Annotated in this window: 20 protein-coding genes; 10 read left to right on the forward strand and 10 right to left on the reverse strand. The window is 74.4% G+C overall.

Annotated features, from left to right (window positions below; translation table 11 throughout):
* Positions 1-58: 58 nt before the first annotated feature.
* The 6 genes from H505_RS0114375 to H505_RS0114400 all read right to left on the reverse strand — a co-directional run bounded on the left by H505_RS0114375 (position 59) and on the right by H505_RS0114400 (position 6,354).
* Positions 59-976 (reverse strand): type II secretion system F family protein, encoded by a 918-nt coding sequence (locus H505_RS0114375; protein WP_026402566.1) that lies wholly within the window; start codon positions 974-976, stop codon positions 59-61.
* Positions 973-1,980 carry a type II secretion system F family protein gene (locus tag H505_RS0114380; RefSeq protein WP_245592513.1) on the reverse strand — a complete coding sequence of 336 codons (1,008 nt, stop codon included), beginning with the start codon at positions 1,978-1,980 and terminating at the stop codon, positions 973-975. The genes H505_RS0114375 and H505_RS0114380 overlap by 4 nt, the downstream gene beginning before the upstream one ends.
* Positions 1,970-3,268, reverse strand: a complete 1,299-nt coding sequence (locus H505_RS0114385) for a TadA family conjugal transfer-associated ATPase (RefSeq protein ID WP_026402568.1) — start codon at positions 3,266-3,268, stop codon at positions 1,970-1,972. The genes H505_RS0114380 and H505_RS0114385 overlap by 11 nt, the downstream gene beginning before the upstream one ends.
* Positions 3,268-4,194 (reverse strand): hypothetical protein, encoded by a 927-nt coding sequence (locus H505_RS41795; RefSeq protein ID WP_064743633.1) that lies wholly within the window; start codon positions 4,192-4,194, stop codon positions 3,268-3,270. The genes H505_RS0114385 and H505_RS41795 overlap by 1 nt, the downstream gene beginning before the upstream one ends.
* A gap of 2 nt (positions 4,195-4,196) precedes the next feature.
* Entirely contained in the window at positions 4,197-5,138 is a 942-nt protein-coding gene (locus H505_RS41800) for a hypothetical protein (RefSeq protein WP_245592514.1), read from the reverse strand.
* 502 nt (positions 5,139-5,640) lie between these two features.
* Complete coding sequence (locus tag H505_RS0114400; protein WP_026402569.1) at positions 5,641-6,354, reverse strand: TetR/AcrR family transcriptional regulator; 714 nt, start codon at positions 6,352-6,354, stop codon at positions 5,641-5,643.
* 161 nt (positions 6,355-6,515) lie between these two features.
* On the opposite strand from H505_RS0114400, the gene H505_RS0114405 reads away from it, so the two are divergent.
* Entirely contained in the window at positions 6,516-7,433 is a 918-nt protein-coding gene (locus tag H505_RS0114405) for an NAD-dependent epimerase/dehydratase family protein (RefSeq protein ID WP_026402570.1), read from the forward strand.
* Positions 7,434-7,587: 154 nt separating this feature from the next.
* The gene (locus H505_RS0114410; protein WP_026402571.1) at positions 7,588-12,099 is read left to right on the forward strand and encodes an FtsK/SpoIIIE domain-containing protein; all 4,512 of its coding nucleotides are present in this window, start codon (positions 7,588-7,590) and stop codon (positions 12,097-12,099) included.
* Positions 12,100-12,180: 81 nt separating this feature from the next.
* Here the strand turns inward: H505_RS0114410 and H505_RS0114415 are convergent, their stop codons facing one another.
* A complete protein-coding gene (locus H505_RS0114415) occupies positions 12,181-12,453 on the reverse strand; it encodes a WXG100 family type VII secretion target (RefSeq protein ID WP_026402572.1) in 273 nt (90 codons plus the stop codon).
* A gap of 252 nt (positions 12,454-12,705) precedes the next feature.
* A complete protein-coding gene (locus H505_RS0114420) occupies positions 12,706-13,251 on the reverse strand; it encodes a hypothetical protein (protein WP_026402573.1) in 546 nt (181 codons plus the stop codon).
* Between the two features lie 166 nt (positions 13,252-13,417).
* Between H505_RS0114420 and H505_RS0114425 the strand changes: the two genes are divergently transcribed.
* The 5 genes from H505_RS0114425 (at position 13,418) to H505_RS0114445 (ending at position 18,799) form a co-directional block, all read left to right on the forward strand.
* Entirely contained in the window at positions 13,418-13,663 is a 246-nt protein-coding gene (locus H505_RS0114425) for a type B 50S ribosomal protein L31 (RefSeq protein ID WP_026402574.1), read from the forward strand.
* Positions 13,664-14,015: 352 nt separating this feature from the next.
* The gene (locus tag H505_RS0114430; RefSeq protein WP_026402575.1) at positions 14,016-15,782 is read left to right on the forward strand and encodes an acetyl/propionyl/methylcrotonyl-CoA carboxylase subunit alpha; all 1,767 of its coding nucleotides are present in this window, start codon (positions 14,016-14,018) and stop codon (positions 15,780-15,782) included.
* 194 nt (positions 15,783-15,976) lie between these two features.
* Positions 15,977-17,392, forward strand: coding sequence for a hypothetical protein (locus H505_RS0114435; protein ID WP_026402576.1), 1,416 nt, complete (start codon positions 15,977-15,979; stop codon positions 17,390-17,392).
* 9 nt (positions 17,393-17,401) lie between these two features.
* A complete protein-coding gene (locus H505_RS41805; protein WP_051300668.1) occupies positions 17,402-17,725 on the forward strand; it encodes a DUF5313 family protein in 324 nt (107 codons plus the stop codon).
* Between the two features lie 84 nt (positions 17,726-17,809).
* Positions 17,810-18,799 carry a sensor histidine kinase gene (locus tag H505_RS0114445; RefSeq protein WP_026402577.1) on the forward strand — a complete coding sequence of 330 codons (990 nt, stop codon included), beginning with the start codon at positions 17,810-17,812 and terminating at the stop codon, positions 18,797-18,799.
* A gap of 76 nt (positions 18,800-18,875) precedes the next feature.
* Here the strand turns inward: H505_RS0114445 and H505_RS0114450 are convergent, their stop codons facing one another.
* Complete coding sequence (locus H505_RS0114450; protein ID WP_026402578.1) at positions 18,876-19,526, reverse strand: response regulator; 651 nt, start codon at positions 19,524-19,526, stop codon at positions 18,876-18,878.
* A 312-nt stretch (positions 19,527-19,838) separates the two neighbouring features.
* Between H505_RS0114450 and H505_RS0114455 the strand changes: the two genes are divergently transcribed.
* Both H505_RS0114455 and H505_RS0114460 read left to right on the forward strand, forming a co-directional pair.
* Entirely contained in the window at positions 19,839-20,297 is a 459-nt protein-coding gene (locus H505_RS0114455; RefSeq protein ID WP_026402579.1) for a CBS domain-containing protein, read from the forward strand.
* A gap of 169 nt (positions 20,298-20,466) precedes the next feature.
* Positions 20,467-21,750 (forward strand): ArsB/NhaD family transporter, encoded by a 1,284-nt coding sequence (locus tag H505_RS0114460; RefSeq protein WP_026402580.1) that lies wholly within the window; start codon positions 20,467-20,469, stop codon positions 21,748-21,750.
* A 60-nt stretch (positions 21,751-21,810) separates the two neighbouring features.
* Here H505_RS0114460 and H505_RS0114465 read toward each other — a convergent pair whose 3' ends face one another.
* On the reverse strand, positions 21,811-23,196 hold the full coding sequence (locus H505_RS0114465) for an NAD(P)H-quinone dehydrogenase (RefSeq protein ID WP_026402581.1): 1,386 nt from the start codon (positions 23,194-23,196) through the stop codon (positions 21,811-21,813).
* A 99-nt stretch (positions 23,197-23,295) separates the two neighbouring features.
* Here H505_RS0114465 and H505_RS0114470 point away from each other — a divergent pair, with 99 nt between their 5' ends.
* Positions 23,296-23,763, forward strand: coding sequence for a gamma-glutamylcyclotransferase (locus tag H505_RS0114470; RefSeq protein ID WP_026402582.1), 468 nt, complete (start codon positions 23,296-23,298; stop codon positions 23,761-23,763).
* Positions 23,764-23,793: the final 30 nt, after the last annotated feature.

Consider the following 23,793-nt stretch of genomic DNA (forward strand, 5'->3'; position numbering starts at 1 on the left):
ACCTCCAGGGGGGCGGATGTCGGGGTTCGGTTCACGGTTCCGGGTCGAGACGTTCGGTTCATGCGCTCAGCACCCGCATCAGCGCCGGGTACGCGAGGAAGACGAGGAAGCCCGCGCACAGGAAGAGCTGCGCGACGAGCATCGACTGGGAGCGCTCGCCGGCCTTGCCCTCCAGTTCCGACAGCTCCCGGCTGCGCATGGACGCGGCGCGGGCGGCGAGCGACTTGCGGATCTGGGCGCCGTCGTCGGCGACGAGCGCGAGCGCCCCGGCGAGGTCGCGCAGTTCCGCGACGTCCAGCTCCTCGCCGAGGCCGCCGAGGGCCTGCCAGGGGGTGCGCCCGGTGATGCGGGCGTTGCCGAGGGCATCGCGGATGCGGTGCATCCCCCAGCCCTCGCCGACGTTCGCGGCGCTGACGAGCGCCTCGGGGACGCCGCGCCCGCCCGCCAGGTTCATCGCGACGAGGTCGAGGAACGCGCCGACGACGTGCCGGAAGTCCTGGCGGCGGGCCTGCGCCTCCTGCTTGAGCTGGAGGTCGGGGAAGAAGAAGAACAGCAGCGCGAACAGCCCGCAGATCCACACCGGGATCTGCACGGACGTGCCGAGCCCGAGCAGCGCGAAGTAGGCGACGACCAGCGGGACGAACAGCAGCGCGGCGGCGGGCAGCAGGAACTTCGTCGCGAGGAACGCCTCCAGCGACCGCTCGGTGATCGCCAGGTCGGCGCGGACGGAGCGCAGCCGCCAGCCGCGCGCCTCGCAGAACCGGGCGAGTTCGCCGCCGAGCCGGGCGCGCAGCCCGCCGACCCGTTCGAGGGTCGGGGAGATCCGGCCGGGCGGCGGCGCGTCGAGGTCGCGGCGGCGCGCGGCGTCCAGCGCGGCCATCCGCGCGGCGAGGCCGGGCCGCGCCGGGAACAGCGCCCGGACCAGCAGGTACAGGCCGGCGCCGACGGCGGCGCCCGCGGCGAGTGCGGCGGTCACGGGCCCCCGCCTCCCCCGGCGTCCATCGCGTGCCGCCCCCGCAGCGGCTCCGTCTGCCAGCCCGCGACCGTGCTCGGGACCTCCCCCGGGACGCCCGGGCGGGGCGCGTTGCGGGGCTCGCTGAGGAACCGCGCGGGCAGCTCGTACTTCGACAGCCGCCGCAGCCACACGAACGCCGCCGCGTACAGGGCGACGACCAGGCACAGGACGAGCTGGCCGAGGAGGTCGTCGTACGGTTCGACGTACGAGCGGTTGAACACGGCGAGGCCGATCGCGGTCCCGACGGAGACGCCGACGACGATGCGGACGGACCGCCGGGTGGAGCGGCGGTCGGCCTCGACGCGGCGCCGCATGTCGAGTTCGGCGCGGGCGGACGTCGCGAGCGCGCCGAGCATGTCGCGCAGCCCGGGCCCGCGCAGCTTCGCGTTCAGGATCAGCGCGGCGATCACCAGGTCGGCGGACGGGTCGTCGAGGTCGTCGGCGAAGCGGCGCAGCGCCTCCGGCATCGGGACGCGGGTGTGCAGCCGGTCGACCAGTTCCCGCAGCGGCCGCTGCAGGACGGGCGCGGCGGCGCGCTGCGACGCGGGGATCGCCTGCTCCAGCCCGACGGCGCCCGCGATCGTGTCGCGCAGCGACTCGGTCCACCCGGCGAGCGCCTCCAGCCGCGCCATGCCGCGCCGCTCCTCGGCGGCCCCGCCGACCAGGCCGTCCCAGCCGAGGACGAGCAGGCCCGCCCCGACGGCGGCGATCGGCCAGCGGGTGACGACCAGCACGCCCGTCCCGGCGAGGACGGCGAGCGCGGTGCGGGTGGTGAGGGTGCGGGCGAGGTCGGCGCGGCGGCGGCCCTTCGCGGGGCGGGGCCGGGCGGGCAGGCCGCGCAGCGCGACGCCCAGCAGCAGGACCCCGCCGCCGGTCAGCGCCCCGGCGAGGACGGCGAGCAGCACGTCCGGCGCGACCATCAGCGACCGCCCCCGCACGCGGCCGGGCGGGCGCTCACCACGCACCCCCGGACGGGTCGTAGCCGTACCGGGCCAGCTCGTCGGCGCACGTGATCGGCGCGGCGGGCACCGCGTGCCCGTCCGGTCCGGGGGCGAACACCTCCGAGGACAGCACCCGGCCGTCCACGCCGGTCACCTCGCGGACGCTGGACACGAACCGGCGCAGCCGCCCGCCGTGCGCGTAGTCGTTGCGCTTCTCGATGAACACCACGAAGTCGATGGCGCCCGCGATGAGCATGTGCGTCGCCTCGACCGGGAGCCGCTCCTCCGACTGGATCGCGTACGTCGCGATGCGGTTGAACACCTCGACGGACGAGTTCGCGTGGATCGTCGACAGCGACCCGTCGTTGCCCTGCGTCATCGCGTTCAGCATCGTGACGATCTCGTCGCCGAGCACCTCGCCGACGATCACCCGGGACGGGTTCATCCGCAGCGACCGGCGCACCAGCTCGGCCATCGAGATCGCGCCCTGCCCCTCGGAGTTCGGGAGCCGCTGCTCGAACGCGACGCAGTTGGGGTGCAGCTCCGGGAAGGCGTCGAGCCCGAGTTCGAGGGCCCGTTCGACGGTGATGAGGCGTTCGTGCGCCGGGATCTCGTTGGCGACGGCCCGCAGCAGCGTCGTCTTCCCCGCGTTCGTCGCCCCGGCGATCATGATGTTCTTGCGGGCGAGCACCGCCGCGCGGAAGAACAGCCCGAGCTCCCGGCTGAACGTGCCGTTGCCCACCAGGTCGGCGAGGAAGACCTTGCCGAGCCGCGCGCGCCGGATCGACAGCGCGGGCCGCACCGTGACGTCCATGACCGCCGACAGCCGCGACCCGTCCGGGAGGCGCAGGTCGAGCTGCGGGTTCGCGGTGTCGAACGGGCGGGACGACAGGCCGCTGTAGGCCGCGAGGATCTGGATCAGCTCGACCAGTTCCTCGTCGCTCTCCGCGACGGGCTCGGCCATCGCCTCGCGGCCGTCCGCGTACCCGACGAACACCCGGTCGCAGCCGTTGATGTCGATGTTCTCGATCTCCGGGTCCTCCAGCAGCGGCTGGAGCCGGCCGACGCCGAACAGCGCCGCGTGGACGCCCGCCGCGAGGGCCTCCTCCTCGTCGGCGTTCGGCGGGCGGCGGCCCGAGGTGATCTCGCCGCGCGCGAACTCCTCGAGGACCTGGCCGATCAGCGCCCGCGCGAACTGCCGCTCGTCCTCGCCGGACATGGGGGCGAGGCCGTGCGCGGCGTCGAGGCGGCGCTGCTGGGCCAGCCGGTCGCCGACCTCCTGCCGGAGCCGCTTGACGAGCCCGTGGTCCATCAGCGCCTCCCCTCGGTGCCGGCGTCGGCGGCGGGGACGTGCTCGGCGGGCCGCGGCGGCGGGGCCTGCGCGGCGATCGGCCCGGGCCGCGCGGCGTCGCGGCGCGGCGCGGCGGCGACCCGGCCGGCGAGTTCGCCCGCGACCTCCCGCGCCGACCGGATCAGCAGCGAGCGGTCCAGCCGCCCGCCCCAGCGGCCGGCGAGCAGGTCGGCGCCCTTGGGGTCGAGCGCGAGCCCGCCGAGGACGGTGACGGGCTGCGCGGGCGGGCCCGGTTCGCCGGGCGCGGCGTCGCCCGTCCGGTCCCGGCTGCGCGCCGCCCCGGCGATGATGCGGTCGACCTCGGCGACGGACCCGCGGAAGTCGCGGGGGTCGGCGAGCACGAGCACCCCGATCGGCGGGCCGCCGCGCAGCTCGCCGCTCAGCGCGGTCACGCGCTCGCGCAGGTGCGCGACCTGCTCGAGGGTCGCGCGGGTGAGCAGCACGACGAGGTCGGCCTCGCGGAGCAGGTCGGTCAGCGGGGAGCCGGCGCCGAGCCGCCCGCAGTCGACGATGACGTCCACGGGGTCGAGCCCGGCGAACGCCCGCCCGAGCGGCCCCCACAGCCACGTCATGCCCTGCGCCTGCTCGGCGCTGGTGATCCCGACGAGGACGTCGAGGCCGCCGACGAGCCGCTGGCAGTGCTCGGCGATCTGGTCGGGGCGCAGCCCGCGCCGGGCCGTCGCGGCGAGGCTGAGCAGCCCGCGTGACGGGTTGAGGATGCCGCCGTTCCCGGCCTCCTCGGCGGCGGGCAGCCGGTACACGAGGTCGCCGCCCGCCTGGTCGCACTCGGCGACCAGCACCGGGCGCGGCCACACGGCGCCGAGCGCGACGGCGGCCGTGGTGACGCCGGGCGCCCCCTTGTCGGCGGCGAGCGCGATGACGGCCACGATCAGTTCCCGCCCGTGCCGGTGCCGGGCGCGCCGGGCGTCCCCGCGCCGCCGGACGGCTGCCCGCCCTGCGTCGGCGCGCCCTGCGACGGGGCGGTGCCCTGTGTCGGCGCGCCCTGGCCGGGCCCGCCGCGCGCGGGCGCGCCGCCGCGCGTCCCGTCCGCGGGCGGCGGCGACGCGCCGCCGGACCCGGCCTCGGTCCCGGGCGGGATCAGCGCGATCGCGACGGCCCCGGCGGACGCGGCGCCCGCGACGTCCGCGGCCTCCCCCGGCGGGACGGCGACGTCCACGGTCGTCATGCCGGAGCCGAGCCGCTCGCCCGCGACGGTGCTCCCGCCGCCCTGGCCGACGCCGACCACGATCGCGTCCGCGGCCAGGACGGTGCCCGGCCGGGGGCCGCCGCCCTCCTCGCCGCCGACCGCGTACACGGTGACGTGCTTGCCCTCCACGACGCCGCCCACCGGGACCTGCCCCGGTTTGAGCGCGAGCCCGACGACGAGGCGTCCGGACGCGGCGTCGTTCGTCGGGCTGATCATCGCGTTGGTGAGCAGCGTGCCCTCCACCAGCGGGACGGTCGCGTAGTGCTTCGTCACCGCCGCCGCCTCGGACCAGCTCAGGTACTCGATGCCGGTGTCGCCGATCGGCACCTCCCGCAGCGCGCCCGGCGGGATCCGCTGCCCGGCCGCGACGGGCTGCGCGATCTGGATCGCGGACACGCGGTCGCCGCTGGCCGTCACGAGGTAGGCGCTGGCGAGCGCGCCGCCGAGGATCAGCAGCACCGCGAGTGCGGCGAGGGCGGGCTTGCGCTCCCGCGGCGGCGTGGGGAGCCGCTGCCCGCCGGAGGCGCCGAGCCCGGAGCGGCCGAGTCCGGGCGCCCCTGCGGTAGCGGCGCCGGACGGGCCTCCGGCGGCGGTCGACTGGTTGGCCTTCATGGCGCTGCCCACGCGCTCCTTCCCGCCCCGCCGCGGTCCCGCCTCACGGGTCCGCGCGCACCATCGAGCGATCCATGCTCGCGGGGGCGGCGTCGCCGCGTCAATGGATTCGGTGAGGCCGAGCCTGCAAAACCGGGGACGGAACGCGATGACCTGGGATTTCTCCGACCACTTCCGTACTTACCGGCAGTCACATAAGTCGCCAGATTCCCACGGGCGGCCCGCCGGGACCGTGGACGGGCCACCGGAAGCGCCGCGCGGACGGGCCCACCCGCCCCCGTCCGCCCACTTTTCCGGCGCCCATAGCGGGCGTAACGGCACTGGATTGGCTTTGCGGTGGAAAGTGGCGGTGACGGTGCCATAACCACGTGGTGAACAGCGGGCCCGAGCGTGAATCGTGCGACCGCCGCGAAAAAGGCGTTCCCTTTCCTTGCAGCATGCACCGGATGGACCACGGGACGGCGCCCCGGCCTCGCCGCCGTCGTGGTCAGCGCCGCCCTGTCGGCCCCGGCCGTCAGGGCGCCGCGAGGCCGACGAGGCGGCCGAGGAGCGCCATCGAGTGGTCGAAGTAGGCGGCGCCGTCCATGATCGTGTTGTTGAAGGTGCCGAACAGCTCGAAGCTCACGGTGCCGAACAGGCCCGACCACGCGGTCACGGCCCGCGCCGCGACGTCGTCCGGGACGTCCAGGCGCACGCCCTCGCGGATCCGCCCCATGTCGCCGGCGAGGGCGGCGGGCGCGGGCGGGCAGGGGCCGAGCGGTTCGAGGGCGCCCGCCGCGTGCGCCTCGGTGACGATCCGGGCGTACACGCGCGTGTCGCGGAGGGCCGCCGCGACGGTGTCCTGCGGCGCCCGGTAGCCGGGGACGGGCGACCCGTACAGCAGCGCGAACTCGTGCGGGTGCGCGAGCGCCCACGCGCGGACGGCCCGGCACACGGCGAGCCACCGCTCCCCGAACGCGTCCGGCCGCGCGCCGCGCACGGCGTCGTCGGCCCGCTCGACGGCCGCGCCGAGCGCGTCGTACCCGTCGATGATCAGGGCCGTCAGCAGGTCGTCCCGGCTGGGGAAGTACCGGTAGATCGCCGATGACGCCATCCCCATCTCCCGGGCGACCGCGCGCAGCGACAGCCCCGCCGCCCCGTCCGTCGCGAGCTGCTTCTTCGCGATACCGGTGATCTCCGCGATCAGCTCCGCGCGCACCCGTTCCCGTGCCGTCCGTCCAGCGCTCATGCCGCGAGGTTAGCAGAGCGCCGCAACGAAACGAGAGCACTGCTCTTGACGAACGGCGCACTCGTCAGAGAGCATTGCTCTCGGAGCGGAGCGCTGATCCGAAAACGGGTCGGGTGCTCCGCAGCCGGAACCAACAGCACCGTTCGTGAAGGAGCAGGACCGTGGGCAAGCACGTGATCGCCGGGGCAGGGCAGGTCGGGACGAAGCTGGCCGAGCGGCTGGTGGAGCGCGGGCACGACGTGACCGTCGTGACCCGGTCGGGGTCGGGCCCCGAGGGGGTCGAGCGGATCGCCGCGGACGTCGCGGACCGGGAGCGGCTCGCGGCGGCCGCCAAGGGCGCCGACACGATCTACAACTGCGTGAACCCGCCCTACCACCGGTGGGCGCAGGCGTGGCCGCCGATGGCGGCGTCGTTCCTCGGCGCGGCCGAGGACACCGGGGCCGGGCTGGTCACCCTCGGCTGCCTGTACGGGTACGGGCCGGTGGACGGCCCCATGACCGAGGACGCGCCGCTCGCGGCGACCGGGACGAAGGGCCGGATGCGGGCGCGGATGTGGGAGGACATGCGGGCCGCCCACGAGGCCGGGCGGGTACGGGTCACCGAACTGCGCGCGTCCGACTACTACGGGCCCGGGAGCACCGACCAGGCGCACCTGGGCGAGGTGCGGTTCGTGAAGCCGCTGCTCGCCGGCAAGCGGGTGATGTTCATCGGCGACCCGTCCCTCCCGCACGCCTGGACGTACCTGCCGGACGTCGCCGAGGCGCTCGCCGTCGCGGGGACGGACGAGCGGGTCTGGGGTCGCCCGTGGCACGTCCCGACCGGCCCGGCGGTGTCGGCGCGCGCGGTCGCCGAGCGGCTGTGCGAGACCGCGGGGGCGCCGCGGCCGCGGGTGCACGAGACCCCGCGGGCGGCGCTCGCCGCGCTCGGGGTGGTCGACCCGATGATGCGCGAGCTGCGCGAGATGCGGTACCAGTTCGAGAAGCCGTACATCCTGGACTCGTCCGACTTCCAGCGCACTTTCGGCATGGCGCCGACGCCGCTGGACGCGGCGCTGCGGGAGATCATTGCGGCGCGGTGAGTTCCGGTGCGCCGAATCGGCCGCCGGGAATGCCCGAAAACCATGTCGCACGCTGCGGATACGTGTCGTCCGGCCCAGCCGGGAAGGGCTCGTTAATTAAGCTGTCCCGGACGGCGGCGCCGAACCGGAAACGGCGCACGATGGAGGGGCTTCGATGCGGATCTCGTTCACGGCGCTGACCGGCGGCGGGCCACGGGACGTCGTGGTGAACGTCGACGCGGAGGCCACCGTGGACGGGGTGGCCCGGTCGCTCGCGGCGGCACTGGAAGGGCGCGCGCAGGAGGCGTCGGTGACGGTGCCGACCCCGCGGTTCTCCAAGGACGCGCTGCAGCGCAGCGGCGGCACCGCGCCCCCGGCGGAGCGGCGCGCCCTGTGGATGGACGGGCGGATGCTCGACCCGCAGGCCCGCGCGGTGAAGGAGCTGCGGGACGGCGCGGTGGTCGCGGTCGAGCGGGACGGCGCGGCCGCGACCGTCCTCGCGGAGCCGTCCGGGCTGGTCGAGGTGCGCGTCGTGGGCGGGCCGGCGGCCGGGCGGGTGCACCGGCTCGGGCTGGGCGCGAGCGTCCTCGGGTCCGGCGACGACGTGGACGTCCGGCTGGACGACCCCGCGGTGCGGCCGACGGCGCTGCGGGTGACGGTCGCGCCGGACGGCGTGCGGGTGGCGCCGTCCGCGCCCGGCGCGGAGCTCGACGGGGCGCCGCTGGAGAGCCCGGCGGCCTGGCCGGCGGGCGGGATGCTGTCGGTCGGGGCGAGCGTGCTGACGCTGGCGCCGGGCGCGGCCCCCGACACGCACCTGGAGCCGCTGCCCGAGGGCGGCATGGCGTTCAACCGGCCGCCCCGGCTGGCCCCGGCGCGGCGCGACCGGCGGCTGGAGGTGCCGCGGCGGCCGGAGCGCAACCCGCGGGAGCGGCTGCGGCTGGTCGGCGCGCTGCTGTTCTCGGCGTTCGGGCTGGTCATGGCCTTCGCGCTCCGCCAGTGGTGGTGGGCGCTGTTCGCGCTGGCGTGGCCGCTGATGACGGTCGGCGAGTGGGTCGGCGACCGGCTGCACGGCCGCAAGTCGTACAAGAAGGCCCTCCGGGAGTACAACGACAAGGCGGGACGCTTCGACGGCGAGCTGGACCGGCTGCGCCGCGAGGACGAGGACGAGCGCCGCGCCCTGCACCCGGACCCCGCCGAGGTGCTGCTCACCGCGACCGGCCCCCGGCGGCGGCTGTGGGAGCGCCGCCGCGACGACCCGGACGCCCTGCACCTGCGGGTGGGCCTCGCCGACCTGCCCGCGCGCGTCGACCTGGTCGACGGCGGGGCGGGCGAGGGCGCGCCGGTGCCGGCGCCGGTGGCGCGGCAGGTGCCGGTGGCGCTGCCGCTGGCGGACGTCGGCGTGCTGGGCCTCACCGGGCCGCGCCCGGCGTCGCGGGCGCTGGCCCGCTGGCTGGTCGGGCAGGCCGCGGCGCTGCACAGCCCGCGCGACCTGGCGATCGTCGTGCTGTCGGCCGAGCCCGACGCGGCCGACGAGTGGAACTGGGTGCGCTGGCTGCCGCACTGCGCGCCGCGCGAGGACGAGGACTGCACGGCCCTCGTCGGCACCGACCAGTCGTCCATCGCGCACCGCATCACCGAACTGGCCATGCGCGTGACCGAGCGGCGGCGCGCGTCCCAGGCCGAGTCCCAGTTCCTGGGCGGGCAGGCCAAGCCCGCGGACGCGGTTCCGTACAACATCCTGATCGTCCTGGACGGGGCGCGCGCGCTGAGGCGCGTCCCGGGCATGCCCATGCTGCTGTCGAGGGGCGCCGAGTACGGGCTCTACGCGATCTGCATCGACGACGAGGAGCGGCTGCTGCCCGAAGAATGCAGCGCCGTCGCGTCCTGGGACCCGCAGTACCCGGCCGTCGTCCACCTCCAGGGGCAGGACCTCGACGCCGTGGGCCCGGTGCTCGCCGACCAGGTCTCCCCCGCCTGGACGGACCGGGTGGCGCGCGCGCTCGCGCCCGTCCGGGACGTGTCCAGGGAGGACGCCGACGAGTCCCTCCCCGCGAACGTGCGGCTGCTCGACCTGCTCGCCATGCCCGACCCCACCGCCGAGGCCGTCCTGCAGTCGTGGACGCGGACCGGCGGCCGGACGACCCGCGTCCCGATCGGCGTCGGCTCCGGCGGCGCCCGGGCGGGACGGGCGGGCCGCGAGCCGTACGAGATCGACCTGCGCACGGACGGCCCGCACGGGCTCATCGCCGGGACGACCGGCGCCGGGAAGTCCGAGCTGCTGCAGACGCTCATCGCGTCCCTCGCGGTCGCGAACCGGCCGGACGAGATGACGTTCGTGCTGATCGACTACAAGGGCGGCTCGGCGTTCGCCGAGTGCGCGAAGCTGCCGCACACCGTCGGGATGGTCACCGACCTGGACGGGCACGCGACGGAACGCGCGCTGGAGTCGCTCGCGGCCGAGCTGCGGCGCCGCGAGGTGCTGCTCCTGGAGTCCGGGGCCAAGGACATCGACGACTACATCGGCGGCCGCACCCCCGCGTCGGCGCCGATGCCCCGCCTCGTCCTGGTGATCGACGAGTTCGCCGCGATGGTCGAGGAGCTGCCCGAGTTCGTCGCCGGGCTCGTCGACATCGGCCGCCGGGGCCGCTCCCTCGGCGTCCACCTGATCCTCGCGACGCAGCGGCCCGCCGGGGTCGTCACCGCGGACATGCGGGCCAACACGAACCTGCGGATCGCGCTGCGGGTGACCGGCGCCGACGACTCCACCGACGTGCTCGACTCCGCCGACGCCGTGCAGATCCCGAAGTCGCTGCCGGGCCGCTGCTACGTCCGGTCGGGCATGTCGGCGCCGCACGCCGTGCAGTCGGCCCGGATCGGCGGGCGCCGGCCGGGCACGGCCGCGCGCCGCACGACCGTCCTGCCGCTCCCCTGGCAGGGCCTCGGGCACCCGCCGCCCGCGCCGCGCGACGCCGCCGACGACGCGGCCGCCGTCACCGACCTGGCCGTCCTCGTGCAGGCCGTGGACGAGGCCGCGCGGCGCGCCGGGATCGCGCGGCAGCCGTCGCCGTGGCTGAACCCGCTGCCCGAGCGGGTCCGGCTGACGCCGCGGACGGCGGCGGGCGGGTCCGTCGTGGACGTCCCGCCGATCGCGTTCGGCATCACCGACCTGCCCGCCGTCCAGTCGCGGGAGGAGCTGGCGCTCGACCTGGCGGCCGGCGGCCACCTGTACCTGGCGGGGTCGGCCCAGTCGGGGCGCTCGACGGCGCTCCGCACGATCGCCGGGTCCCTCGCGGGGGCGTGCTCCCCGTTCGACGCGCACCTGTACGCGATCGACTGCGGCGCGAACGCCCTCCTGCCGCTGGTGGCGCTGCCGCACTGCGGCGCCGTCGTCACCCGCGACCAGCTCGACCGCTGCGAGCGGCTGATCACCGCGCTGGCGGCGGAGGTCGCGCGGCGGCAGCAGCTGTTCGCGGAGGCCGGGTTCGCGTCGCTGCCCGAGCAGCGCGCCGCCGTCGCCGCCACCGACCGGCTGCCGTGGATGGTGCTGCTCCTGGACCGCTGGGAGGGGTTCCTCGGCGCGTTCGAGCACTACGACTACGGCCGGCTCGTCGACCAGGTCCTGCGGCTGCTGCGGGAGGGCGCCGCGGTCGGCCTGCGGGCCGTGTTCACCGGCGACCGCTCCGGCCTGTCGGGGCAGGTCTCCACCGTGTTCGACCGGCGGCTGATCCTGCGGATGGCCGACCCGAACGACTACGGCTACGCGGGCCTGCAGGACCGGCACGTCCCGGCCGCGATGCCGCCGGGCCGCGCCCTGGAGGCGGCCGCGCCGGGCGCCCCGCCGCGCGAGTCGCAGATCGGGCTGCTCGGCGACGACCCGGCCGGGACGGCGCAGGTCGCGGCCCTCCAGGAGATCGCGCGCGGCTGCGTCGCCCGGTACGGGCGGCCGCCGCGCCGCCGCGGCCCGCTGCACGTGGACGAGCTGCCGGTGCGGGTCACCTACCGGGAGGCGATGGCGCTGGACGGCGAGTTCCTCGCGCCGTCGGCGCTGTGGGCGCTCGTCGGGGTCGGCGGCGACACCCTCGCGCCCGTCGGGATCGACCTGCTGAACGAGGGCCCCGGGTTCGCGGTCGCCGGGCCGCCGCGCTCGGGGCGCTCGACGACGCTCCGCACGATCGTCCACTCGCTGCTGGACCCGGCGGTCGGCGGCGGGCTGGTGCCGGTGGTACTGGTGACGCCGCGCCGGTCGCCGCTGCGGCTGCTGTCGGGGCGCCCCGGCGTGCTCGGCGTCCTCGCGTCCGACGCGGACGCGGGCGATCTCGAGGCGGCGATCGGCGACGAGCACCGGTACGTCGTGGTCGTGGACGACGCCGAGCTGCTGGACGAGACGGACCTCGACGACGCGCTGTGCGACGTCCTGCGGACGGCGCGGGACGGCGAGCACGCGGTCGTCATCGGCGGGACGACCACCGACCTGGGGCGCGGCTACCGGGGGTTCCTCGCGGACGCGCGGCGGTCGCGCTCGGGCGTCCTGCTGTCGATCGAGTCGCCGGACGACGGCGACCTGTTCGGGCTGCGGCTGCCGCGCAACGCGCCGCTCGCGGGTCCGAGCGGGCGCGGGCTGTTCGTCGCCACGGGCACGGCCACGCAGATCCAGGTGGCGCTGCCGCCGCCGGTGACGGGCGACTGACCCCCCGGGCCGGGGGCCGGAAAAGGAGCGGGCCCCGGCCTCGGGGGGATGGGCCGGGACCCGCGGCTCGGGGGCGAGGCGTCAGCGCGTGGCGGCCTCGATGTTCTGCTGGGAGCGCTTGATGTCCTGGCTGCCCTGCTCCAGGGCGATGGCCATCTTGTCGAAGGCGGTCTTCGCCTCGGCCCACGCCGCGCGGAACCGGTCGGCGCCCGGCCCCCACCAGACGGCGCTGGAGCTCACCGTGCGGCCGTTGAGGTCTCTGATCAGGGCGTCGAGGTTCCGGCCGTGCTTGGCGAAGATCCGGGACAGTTCCTCCAGCTCGCCGATGTTGGCGCCGCGCTTGTCACCGCTCATCACTGTGGCCTTTCGTCAAGAATGGCGCCAGCCTACGCCGGGAGGATCAGCGGAATCCAGTGCCGGGCGGCCGAACTGATGGAGATAGCCGGACATTTCCGCCCCGCTGCGCTGACCGGATGTGGACGGTAACATGACGGCGCGCACGCCATCGGAGCGCGCCGGGAGCAGCGCTCCGCACGCTTGTGACCCGGTCAATTACTCTGCGTCAGAAAACATTCAGAGTCCGGACGCCCCGCGCTTTCCGGGCATTCACCCGGCCGCGCGGACCGGGTCGTTCACGGGCCGGGCGTCCGGGTCGAGGACCCGCTCGCCGACCAGCGTGAGCCGCCCGTCGATGTCCTTGAACTCGAACCGGCGCCGCACGTCCTGCCGCACCCTGCCGGTGTCGTACCGGACGACCGTGTGCTCGACCGCCTCGAGCGCCACCACGTCCCCCTCGCGGACCGCGCTGGCCTCGTCCAGCGTCGTCCGCGCGGCGGTGTAGGCGGGCCCGCCCTCGACCGGCGCCCGGTTGCGGTTCTCCAGTTCCTGGACGGCCTCCGCCTGCACGCGCGCGACCCGCGGCGAGATGCGGACGCCGAGGATCTCCTCGGGGAGCCGGGTGCGGTCGCGGTCCCGCGTCTGCACGAGGGCCTGCGAGCGGTGCTGGAGCAGCGTGCCCGCGACCGCGGCGAGCTGCTCGGTCGTCTCGCCGTCCACCCGGGGGGCGCCGCGGCGCATCGCGGACGAGGGCGCGGCCAGGCAGGCGACCGCGACGGCGACCGCCAGGAAGACCCGCAGCCACAGGCGCACCATGCCTCCTCCTCCCACTGATCATTGGCGAAGATACACGCCGTCCCGGAAGCCCGTCCGGGCCCGCGCGGAACCGGACGAATCCCTTGCGGCACCGGGGCTCCCGCGGCCCCCGCAGCCCCGCCCCGGAGGGTGGAATGAAAACCGTTGCCACCGTGTTGACGGGGGCATGAAGCAGCACATCCACCCGGAGTACCGCCCCGTCGTCTTCCGCGACCGCGCCGCCGGCCGCGCCTTCCTGACCCGGTCCACGGCCGCCGCCGGCCGGACCGTCGAGTGGGAGGACGGCCGCACCTACCCGGTGGTGGACGTGGACGTCTCGTTGGCGAGCCACCCGTTCTACACCGGACAGGGGCGCGTTCTCGACACGACCGGAGCGGTCGAGAAGTTCACCCGCCGCTACGGCGGCCGGTGACACGCGCACCGAGACACACACACTGAGACACACACCTGAACACACACACGCGCTGAGACACGCGCGCTGAGATATGCGCCACTTGTGCGCCGCTCCGGCCGGACGGCGCGGGCGGGGCCGCGGACCATGCGCCCCGCCGGTCCCGCGCGCCGCGCCGTCCGGCCGTCCGCGGGCCCGCATCCGCCCGGGTGCGGGCCCTCCGCGCGTCCGGCGGTCCCGCTGGCCGGGACACGCGAAAACCCCCTCAACCCCCGTGAACACGGCGGTCGGCCCCCTATAAGGAGGGGCTTACGAAAACCTCAAACGGCGATTATCTAGACTGCGCGGTGCGAGGTTGAGGGAGGAGACCCACGTGCGCAAGGTCCTGATCGCCAACCGCGGCGAGATCGCGGTCCGCATTGCCCGTGCTTGTAGCGACGCAGGGTTGGCCAGTGTCGCCGTGTACGCCGAGCCGGACCTGGACGCGCTGCACGTGCGGGTCGCGGACGAGGCGTACGCGCTCGGCGGCTCGACGGCGGCCGAGAGCTATCTGGACATCGAGAAGCTGCTGAAGATCGCGGCGGAGGCCGGCGCGGACGCCGTCCACCCCGGCTACGGCTTCCTGGCGGAGAACGCGGACTTCGCGTCCGCCGTGCGGAACGCCGGGCTGACCTGGATCGGGCCGCCGCCCGCCGCGATCACCGCGCTGGGCGACAAGGTGCAGGCGCGGCACATCGCGCAGAAGGTCGGCGCTCCCCTGGTCGCGGGCACCACCGACCCGGTGTCGGGCGCCGACGAGGTCGTCGCGTTCGCGGAGGAGCACGGGCTGCCGATCGCCATCAAGGCGGCGTACGGCGGCGGCGGGCGCGGGCTCAAGGTGGCCCGGACGCTCGAGGAGGTCCCGGAGCTGTACGAGTCGGCCGTCCGGGAGGCCGTCGGCGCGTTCGGCCGCGGCGAGTGCTTCGTCGAGCGGTACCTGGACAAGCCGCGGCACGTCGAGACGCAGTGCCTGGCCGACGAGCACGGCAACGTGGTCGTCGTGTCCACCCGCGACTGCTCGCTCCAGCGCCGCCACCAGAAGCTCGTCGAGGAGGCCCCGGCGCCGTTCCTGTCGGAGGAGCAGCTCGAACTGCTGTACACCTCCTCGAAGGCCATCCTGAAGGAGGCCGGGTACGTCGGCGCGGGCACCTGCGAGTTCCTCGTCGGCCAGGACGGGACGATCTCGTTCCTCGAGGTCAACACGCGGCTCCAGGTCGAGCACCCGGTGACCGAGGAGGTCGCGGGCGTCGACCTGGTCCGGGAGATGTTCCGCATCGCCGACGGCGAGGAGCTCGGCTACGGCGACCCGGAGCTGCGCGGCCACTCGATCGAGTTCCGGCTGAACGCCGAGGACGCCGGGCGCGGCTTCCTGCCCGCCGTCGGCACCCTGACCGCGTTCGACCCGCCGACCGGGCCGGGCGTCCGGCTCGACTCCGGGTACGTGTCCGGGCAGACGGTACCGCAGGCGTTCGACTCGCTGATCGCGAAGCTGATCGTCACCGGCGCGTCCCGCCGCCAGGCCGTGGAGCGCGCGCGCCGCGCCCTCGCCGAGTTCACGATCGACGGCATGCCGACCGTCCTGCCGTTCCACCAGGCGGTGCTGGACGACCCCGCGTTCGTCCCCGCGGACGACGCCGAGCCGTTCGCCGTCCACACCCGGTGGATCGAGACGGAGTTCGACAACACGATCCCGCCGTTCGACGCGGTCCCGGCCGACGCGGAGGCCGCGGGCGAGCGGGAGCGGGTCACGGTCGAGGTCGGCGGCAAGCGCGTCGAGGTCGTCCTGCCGGCGGGCCTCGGCGCGTCGGCCGCCGGCGGCGCCGCGGCCGGGCAGGCGCCCGCCAAGCGCCGCGCGGGCAAGAAGGGCGCGGCCGCGCAGGCGTCCGGCGACTCGCTGGTCAGCCCGATGCAGGGCACGATCGTGAAGATCGTCGCCGCGGACGGCGCGGCCGTCGAGGCGGGCGACACGGTCGTGGTGCTCGAGGCGATGAAGATGGAGCAGCCGCTCACCGCGCACAAAGCCGGGACGATCACGGGCCTGTCGGCCGAGGTCGGCCAGACGGTCACGGCGGGCGCGTCCATCTGCGACATCAAGGACTGACGTCCGGCGCCGCTCGGCGATACGCGATCCGGGTGCCGTTCCCCGCGGGGGCGGCACCCGGTCGCGCTTCCGGCCCGGGAACCGGCACCGGCCGTCGCGGTGGGTAGCGGGCCGCCTCCGCACCGGTCCGGGATTTTCCGAAAAGGACCATGACGAGCTGATTGTCTGGCTCTTTGACGAGGCAGACTAGAGACATGAGCTCCGACAACCGGACCGCCCGGACGGCTCGCCGCGCCGCGCTCCCCGTGCTCGTGGCGGGCGTCGTCGTGGCCGGCCTCGCCGCCCCCGCGGCCGCTTCGACCCCCGACACCGCGCGTCCCGCCGCGTCCGTGCAGCACGTCGCCGCCGCCGCGACCGTCCGGCACGCCGCGCCGCAGGCCCCGCAGGCCGCGCCCGCGCGGGCGGCCGACACCGTCGGGCAGATCGCCAACGGGCTGGTCGACTCGCGGCTGTACGTCACGAGCAACGCCGGGAACGCGCTGAGCGCGGCGGACCGGCAGCAGGTCGAGTCCGCGCTGAACGGGCTCGGCGACGCCGACGTCCGCGCGGTCGTGGTCGACGACGGCATCACCCAGCAGCAGATGGGGCAGATGCTCGTGTCCGTCGCGAACCGCGTCGGCGAGGGCGAGACCTACGTCGGCGTCACCGCGAACGGGCGGCTGATGGCGGGGATCTCGAAGAACCTCGACGAGGGCGAGATCAACCAGATCATCACCCGCACCAACGGCCAGCCGCTCAAGGACCGCATCATCGACTTCGGCGAGCGCGCCGAGCAGCGGGTCGACGAGAACTCCGCGTCGGCGGCGACCGTCGGGTACGTGATGCTGGGCCTGGTCATCGCGCTGGTCGCGGCGGCGATGTCGGTGTTCCTCGTGTCGCGCAGGCGGCGGCAGGAGCGGCAGGCCCGCGAGATGGCGGAGCTCAAGGAAGGCGTGCAGGAGGACGTCACGCTCCTCGGCGAGGACATCGCCCGGCTCGACCTCGACGTCATGGACAAGAAGCTCGACCCGGCGATCCGCGCCGACTACGAGCGCGCGATGAACTCCTACGACGAGGCCAAGCGGGCGACGGACCGCGCCGCGCGCCCCGAGGAGATGCAGGACGTCACGCGGGCGCTGGAGGACGGCCGGTTCTTCATGCTCGCGACCCGGGCCCGGCTCGCGGGCGACGAGGTGCCGGAGCGGCGCGCCCCGTGCTTCTTCAACCCGAACCACGGCCCGTCCGTCCAGGACGTCGTGTGGGCGCCGCCGGGCGGCACGGCCCGGTCCGTCCCGGCGTGCGGGGCGGACGCCCACGCGGTGCTGCACGGCGCCGAACCGGACGTCCGGATGGTCCCGTACCACGGCGGGCGGCGGCCCTATTACAACGCGGGCCCGGCGTACGCGCCGTACGCGGGCGGGTACTACTACGGCTACGGCGGGTTCGACCTGCTCGGCGGCCTGATGGTCGGCACCATGCTCGGCTCGATGATGTCCGGCGGGTTCGGCGGCTACGGCGGCGACATGTCCGGCGGGTTCGGCGGCGAGGGCGGCGACGTCGGCGGCGGCTGGGACTTCGGCAGCGGCGACTTCGGCGGCGGCGGCGGATTCGGCGACTTCGGGGGCTTCTGAGGGGCCGCGATGGCGCGCATCCCAGGCGACCCCGGGCCGTGGGGCCAGGTGCGGTACACGCTGGGGCTGCGGCTGCCGCCCGGCAACCGCGACTGGGTCCGGCACGAGCTCACCGACGCCGGGTGGCGCGGCCGCCTGCTGTGGCGGCACGTGTGCCTGATGATCCCGGTGTGCGCGGTGCTGGCGGCGCTGCCCGGCCCCTGGTGGGTGCACGTGTCGGTGCCGCTGATGGCGCTGGCGGCGAGCCTGCTCGCCGTGGCGGTCACCGCGGACGAGCTGCGCCGGTCCCGGCTGCGGCGGCACGGCATCGCCGAACCGCCCCGCCCGCGGTGACGCGCGGCGCCCGGCGGCGGCCGCCGGGCGGCCGTCCTCCCGCGGCGGGGAGCGATGCGGCGAAGGCCCGCATACGGTGAGAGCATGAGCACGGCACCCGTCCCGGCACTGTACTGGCGCATCCTCGGCATCAACGGGCTGATCTTCGCGCTCGGCACCGCGACCCTCGCGCTGGCGCCCGTCACCATCTCCTCGATGGTGCTGCTGCGGGAACTGCCCGTCCTGCTCGTCGGGCTCTCCGTGATGATGCTGGCGAACGCGCTGCTGCTGCGCGCCAGCCTCGCGCCGCTGGGCCGGCTCACCACGCTGATGGCGCGGATGGACTCGCTGAGCTCCGGCGACCGCCTCGCGACCAAGGAGAGCGGCGACCTGCTCCACCTCGTCGACGAGTTCAACTCCATGCTCGACCGCCTGGAGGTCGACCGCAGCACCGGGACGGCGATGGTGCTGGACGCCCAGGAGGCCGAGCGGCGCCGCATCGCCCAGGAGCTCCACGACGAGATCGGCCAGACGCTCACCGTCGCGCTGCTGGAGCTGAAGTCGGTGGCCGACCGGGCGCCCGGCGAGGTCGCGGAGGAGCTGCGCGGCGTCCTGGAGGTCGTCCGGTCGAGCCTGGACGAGGTCCGGCACGTCGCCCGGCGGCTGCGTCCGGGCGTCCTGGACGACCTGGGCCTGACCAGCGCGCTCATCGCCCTCCCCGCGGACTTCTCCGGCGGGCCGCACGTCACCCGCGACGTGCAGACCGGGCTGACCGGGGTCGGCGCGGACGTCGAGCTCGTCGTCTACCGGATCGCGCAGGAGAGCCTGACGAACGTGTGGCGGCACGCCGGCGCGGAGCACGCCGAGCTGTGCCTGCGGCAGGAGGCGGACGGCACCCTCGTGCTGCGCGTCGCGGACGACGGCTGCGGCCCGCCCGAACGGGCCGGGGCGGGCATCCGCGGGATGCGGGAGCGCGCGATGCTCGTCGGCGCGCAGCTGTCGATCGGCCCGGCGGCCGGGGGCCGCGGCACCGAGGTGCGGCTGGTCGTCCCGCCGAAAGGCACGCGCCGCAGGCAGGACCCGGTGCGGGACTGACGTGGCGACCGGTGCTCCCGCCCCGCACGGCCGCCCCGGCCGCCCCGGCCGCCCCGGGCCGCGCCGGGACCGGGGGTCAGGGCTCGACGAGCCCGACGCGGATGGCGTACTTGGTCAGCTCGACGCGGTCGCGCATGCCGAGCTTGCCGAGCACGTTCGCGCGGTGCCGGTCGACGGTCTTCACGCTTATCGTGAGGATCTCGGCGATCTCCTTGGACGAGTGCCCCTCGGCTATCAGCTTGGTGATCTCCTCCTCGCGGGGGGTGAGCAGCTCCTCCCCGTCCCGCGCCCGGTTCAGGTACTCGCGGACGAGCAGCGTGACGGCCCCCGGGTACAGGAACGACTCCCCGTGCGTCGCCGAGCGGATCGCGTTCAGCAGGTCGCGGTCGGCCACCGACTTCAGCACGTACCCGGACGCGCCGGCCTTCAGCGCCTCGAACAGGTACTGCTCGTTGTCGTACATCGACAGCATGAGCATCTTGACGCCCGGAAAGCGGGCAGCGATCTCCCGTGCGGCCTGCAGGCCCGTCATGCGGGGCATCGCGATGTCCAGGATCGCCAGATCCACCTCGGTGGCGGCGATCGCGTTGATCGCCTCCGCCCCGTCGCCGGCCTCGGCGACGACGGTCATGTCGGGTTCGGCGTCCAGGATCACCCGCAGCCCGCGGCGGATCAGCGCGTGGTCGTCGGCCAGCAGGATGCGGGTGGCGGACTCCCGAGCGTGCAACCGATCACCTCCGGTATCCGCCTCCATCCTAGGCGCGCACCCCCCCGAACCGCCCCCGTTCGGCCTGGAGATACATGCTCCAACCAGGCAGATGTGGGTGTTACTCCCGATAACGATGAGATCCACCGCCGAGAAAACTGGGCAGTGTACGCAGAAAGGGGCGGACATATGGCACAGCGACTCGGCGGCGGGCACCGCCCTCCGCTCAAGGCTCCCAAGAGGCCATCGTCCTGCGACGGGACCGTCCCCGGCGTGAGGAGGAGGGACCTATCAGCCCGAAGAACCAGGCTCTCCGGGAGCCGAAAGGACGTCATGCTAGCGCGGGACATCGCCATCCAGGTGCCGACCGTGACGATGAACGACTCGATCGCGCACGCGATACAGGTCATGGCGCTCGGCCGGCTGCCCGGTCTGATCGTGCTGGACGAACGGCAGCGCCCCCGGGTCGTCCTGCCCGGGACGCAGGTCCTGCGGCTGGCGGTGCCGGTCGCCTACCAGGAGGACACGGCGCTGACCCGCACCGTGGACGAGGCGCACGCGGACGTGTTCTGGCACGAGATCCAGGACATGACGGTGAGCGAGTGCATAGGAACGCACACTCCCCGCCCGGTCATGGTGAAGAAGTCGGCGACTCTGCTGGAGATCGCCACCCTCATGGCGCGGCAGCGCAGCCCGCTGGTCGCGGTGGTGGACGACGCGGGCCTGCTGGCCGGCGCGGTCACGCTCGACCGGCTCATGTCCGCCATCGCGCTCGCGCGGCCGGACGACTAGACGGGGTCCTCGGCGCAACGTCGGCCGGCCCCTGCACGGGGCCGGCCGACGTCTGCCGTCGGGCGGCGTCCGGCACGGGGACCGCCGCGGGCCCCGTGCGGCCGCACGGGGCCCGCACGTCGCGTGAGGCGCGTCCGGTGGGCGCGCGGGCCGGACGGGACGGTGCGCGGTGACCGCTTACCTGGCGCTCGCCGTCTTCATCATCGCGTTCTTCTTCATCGCGACGGAGAAGGTCGACAAAGTCAAAGTCGTCCTGATCGCGGCCGGAGTGATGACGGTGCTCGGGCTGACGCCCGGCGCGGACGTCTTCTTCTCCGAGCACGACGGGATCGACTGGAACGTCATCTTCCTGCTGCTCGGCATGATGGTCATCGTCGGGATCATCAAGAACACCGGCGTGTTCGACTTCCTGGCGATCTGGGCGGCGAAACGGTCGAAGGGCAAGCCGTACCGGCTCATGGTGCTGCTGATGCTCATCACGGCCGTCGCCTCGCCGTTCCTGGACAACGTGACCACGATCATGCTGGTGGCGCCGGTGACGGTGGTCGTCTGCAACCGGTTGCGGATCTCCCCGATCCCGTACCTCATCGCCGAGGTGCTGGCGTCGAACATCGGCGGGGCCGCCACCCTCATCGGCGACCCCCCGAACATCATCATCGGCAGCCGGGCGGGGCTGACGTTCAACGACTTCCTCGTGCACATGACGCCGATCGTGGTGTTCATCTTCGTCGCGTTCGTCCTGCTGTGCCGGGTGCTGTTCCGCAAGGACTTCACGTACAACCCGGAGTACGCGGCCGAGGTGATGTCGCTGGACGAGCGGAAGGCGATCACCGACACCGGGCTGCTGATCCGGTGCCTGGTCGTCCTCGGCGGCGTGATCGTCGCGTTCGGCCTGCACTCGGTCCTGCACGTGGAGCCGTCGATCGTCGCGCTCATCGGCGCGGGCGTGATGCTGCTGGTCTCCAAAGCGGACGTCTCGGAGGTCATGCGCGAGGTCGAGTGGCCCGTGCTGGTCTTCTTCACGGGACTGTTCGTCATGGTCGCCGGCCTCGGGCACACCGGCGTGATCGAGAACATCGGGACCTGGGCGGCGGACACGGTCGGCGACAACTACTTCGTCGCGGCGACCGGCCTGCTGTTCGGCTCGGCCGTCTTCGGCGCGTTCTTCGACAACATCCCCTACACGGCGACGATGGCGCCGATCGTGGAGGGCATGGTGGCGGGCGCCGACCCGGCGACCGGCGAGGCGCTGTGGTGGGCGTTCGCGCTCGGCGCCGACTTCGGCGGCAACGGGACGGCCATCGCGGCGAGCGCCAACGTGGTCGCGATCGGGATCGCCGCCAAGAGCGGCCACCCGATCAGCTTCTGGCAGTTCACCAAGTACGGCATCATCGTCACCCTGCTGAGCACGCTGATGGCCTGGGTCTACGTGGCCCTGCGCTACTTCACGTAGCGCCACCGCTTCCGCCGATCGGGCGCGCCCTCGCGGCGTGCCCGATCGGCGCACGCGCGGTCAGTACGCGTGCTCGGTCATCAGGCGGCGGCCCGCCTCGGTGATGCTGCCCGACAGCGACGGGTACACCGCGAACGTGTGCGCCACCTGGTCGACGGTCAGGTGCTGCTGCACCGCGACCGACACGCCGAGGATCAGTTCGCTCGCGCGGGGCGCGACGATGACGCCGCCGAGGACGATGCCCGTGGACGGGCGGCAGAACAGCTTCACGAAGCCGTCCTCGAACCCCTGCATCTTGGCGCGGGCGTTCGTGAACAGGGGCAGCATGACCGTCCGGGCGTTGACCTCCCCCGAGTCGACCATGTGCTGCGTGACGCCCACCGACGCGACCTCGGGGTCGGTGAAGATGTTCGACGCGACCCACCCGAGCTTCAGCGGCTGGACGGCCTCGCCGAGCGCGTGCCACATCGCGATCCGGCCCTGCATCCCCGCGACCGACGCGAGCATCAGGATCCCGGTGCAGTCCCCCGACGCGTAGATGTGCGGGACGGACGTCCGCGACACCTTGTCGACCTTGACGAACCCGCGGTCGTCGCACTCGACGCCGACGTCCTCCAGCCCGATCCCCGTCGTGTTCGGGATCATCCCGACGGTCATCAGGCAGTGCGAGCCCTCGACCTTGGTGCCGTCCTCCAGCGTGACGATCACGCCGTCCCCGGACCGCTCCACGCTCGCCGCGCGCGACCGCGACATGACGTTCATGCCGCGCCGCAGGAAGACCTCCTGCAGGACGGACGCGGCGTCGGCGTCCTCGGTCGGCAGGATGCGGTCCCGCGACGACACCAGCGTGACCTTCGAGCCCAGCGACAGGTACGCCCCGGCCAGCTCCGCGCCGGTCACACCGGAGCCGACGACGATCAGCTCGGACGGCAGTTCCGGCAGGTCGTAGAGCTGCCGCCAGTTCAGGATGCGCTCGCCGTCGGGCTCGGCGCCGGGCAGCACGCGCGGCGTGGCGCCGGTCGCGATCAGCACGATGTCGGCCCGGATGCGGCGGTCGCCGACCGCGACGACGTGCGGCTCCACGAGCCGCGCCTCCCCGCGGACGATCTTCACCTCCTCGTACGCGAGCCGTTCGGCGACGTCGAACGACTGCGCCCGCGCGAGGTCCTTCACGCGCTTGTTCACGGTGGCCATGTCGGCCTCGAGGCCGCCGACGATCCCGTCCGGGCCGCCGCTGAAGCGCAGCCCGAGGGCCTCCGACTCCGACATGACCGCCATCCGGGTCGAGGTGGCGATGAGCGTCTTCGAGGGGACGCAGTCGGTCAGCACGCACGCCCCGCCGGGACCGTCGCGCTCCACGACGGTCACATCGGCGCCGAGCTGCGCCGCGACGAGAGCGGCCTCGTAACCGCCCGGTCCCCCTCCGATGATGACGATGCGGGTCATACTTCCGATTCTTTCCTACTCAACGCAGTGACAAGTCCAACCGCTTCCATCGGCGCCGCCAAGGCGACCTGCGGCGTCGCGTGGCGTACCTTGGGCGGCGTGGCACTGTACGCGGCGTACGCCTCCAACATGGACCCCGACCAGATGGCGCTCCGGGCCCCGCACTCGCCGATGCGCGGCACCGGGTGGCTCGCCGGCTGGCGGCTGACCTTCGGCGGGCAGGACAAGGGCTGGGAGGGGGCCCTCGCGACCGTCGTCGAGGACTCCGCCGAGCAGGTCTTCGTCGTGATCTACGACGTGCCGCGCTGGGACGAGAAGGAGCTGGACGGCTGGGAGGGCGCGGCCCTCGGCGTCTACCGGAAGACCCGCGTCCGGGTGCAGACCCTCGACGGCGACGCGCTCTGCTGGATGTACGTCCTCGACGACTACGAGGGCGGCCTGCCGTCGGCGCGCTACCTGGGCATCCTCGCGGACGCCGCCGAGGCCGCGGGCGCCCCGGACGACTACGTCAAGGAGCTGCGGAACCGCCCGTGCGCGTCGATCGGCGATGACCCGATCGGTGGTTAAGCGCCGCGCGGACTCCCCGGTAGTGTCGGC

The organism is Actinomadura rifamycini DSM 43936, from assembly GCF_000425065.1.
Lineage (GTDB): Bacteria > Actinomycetota > Actinomycetes > Streptosporangiales > Streptosporangiaceae > Spirillospora > Spirillospora rifamycini.

Coding starts and splice junctions, on each gene's coding strand:
- H505_RS0114415 (WP_026402572.1), bottom strand. CDS start 12,453: ATGAGCGGTGACAAGCGCGGCGCCAACATCGGCGAGCTGGAGGAACTG.
- H505_RS0114420 (WP_026402573.1), bottom strand. CDS start 13,251: ATGGTGCGCCTGTGGCTGCGGGTCTTCCTGGCGGTCGCCGTCGCGGTC.
- H505_RS0114435 (WP_026402576.1), top strand. CDS start 15,977: ATGAGCTCCGACAACCGGACCGCCCGGACGGCTCGCCGCGCCGCGCTC.
- H505_RS0114445 (WP_026402577.1), top strand. CDS start 17,810: ATGAGCACGGCACCCGTCCCGGCACTGTACTGGCGCATCCTCGGCATC.
- H505_RS0114410 (WP_026402571.1), top strand. CDS start 7,588: ATGCGGATCTCGTTCACGGCGCTGACCGGCGGCGGGCCACGGGACGTC.
- H505_RS41805 (WP_051300668.1), top strand. CDS start 17,402: ATGGCGCGCATCCCAGGCGACCCCGGGCCGTGGGGCCAGGTGCGGTAC.
- H505_RS0114425 (WP_026402574.1), top strand. CDS start 13,418: ATGAAGCAGCACATCCACCCGGAGTACCGCCCCGTCGTCTTCCGCGAC.
- H505_RS0114400 (WP_026402569.1), bottom strand. CDS start 6,354: ATGAGCGCTGGACGGACGGCACGGGAACGGGTGCGCGCGGAGCTGATC.
- H505_RS0114455 (WP_026402579.1), top strand. CDS start 19,839: ATGCTAGCGCGGGACATCGCCATCCAGGTGCCGACCGTGACGATGAAC.
- H505_RS0114385 (WP_026402568.1), bottom strand. CDS start 3,268: ATGGACCACGGGCTCGTCAAGCGGCTCCGGCAGGAGGTCGGCGACCGG.
- H505_RS0114465 (WP_026402581.1), bottom strand. CDS start 23,196: ATGACCCGCATCGTCATCATCGGAGGGGGACCGGGCGGTTACGAGGCC.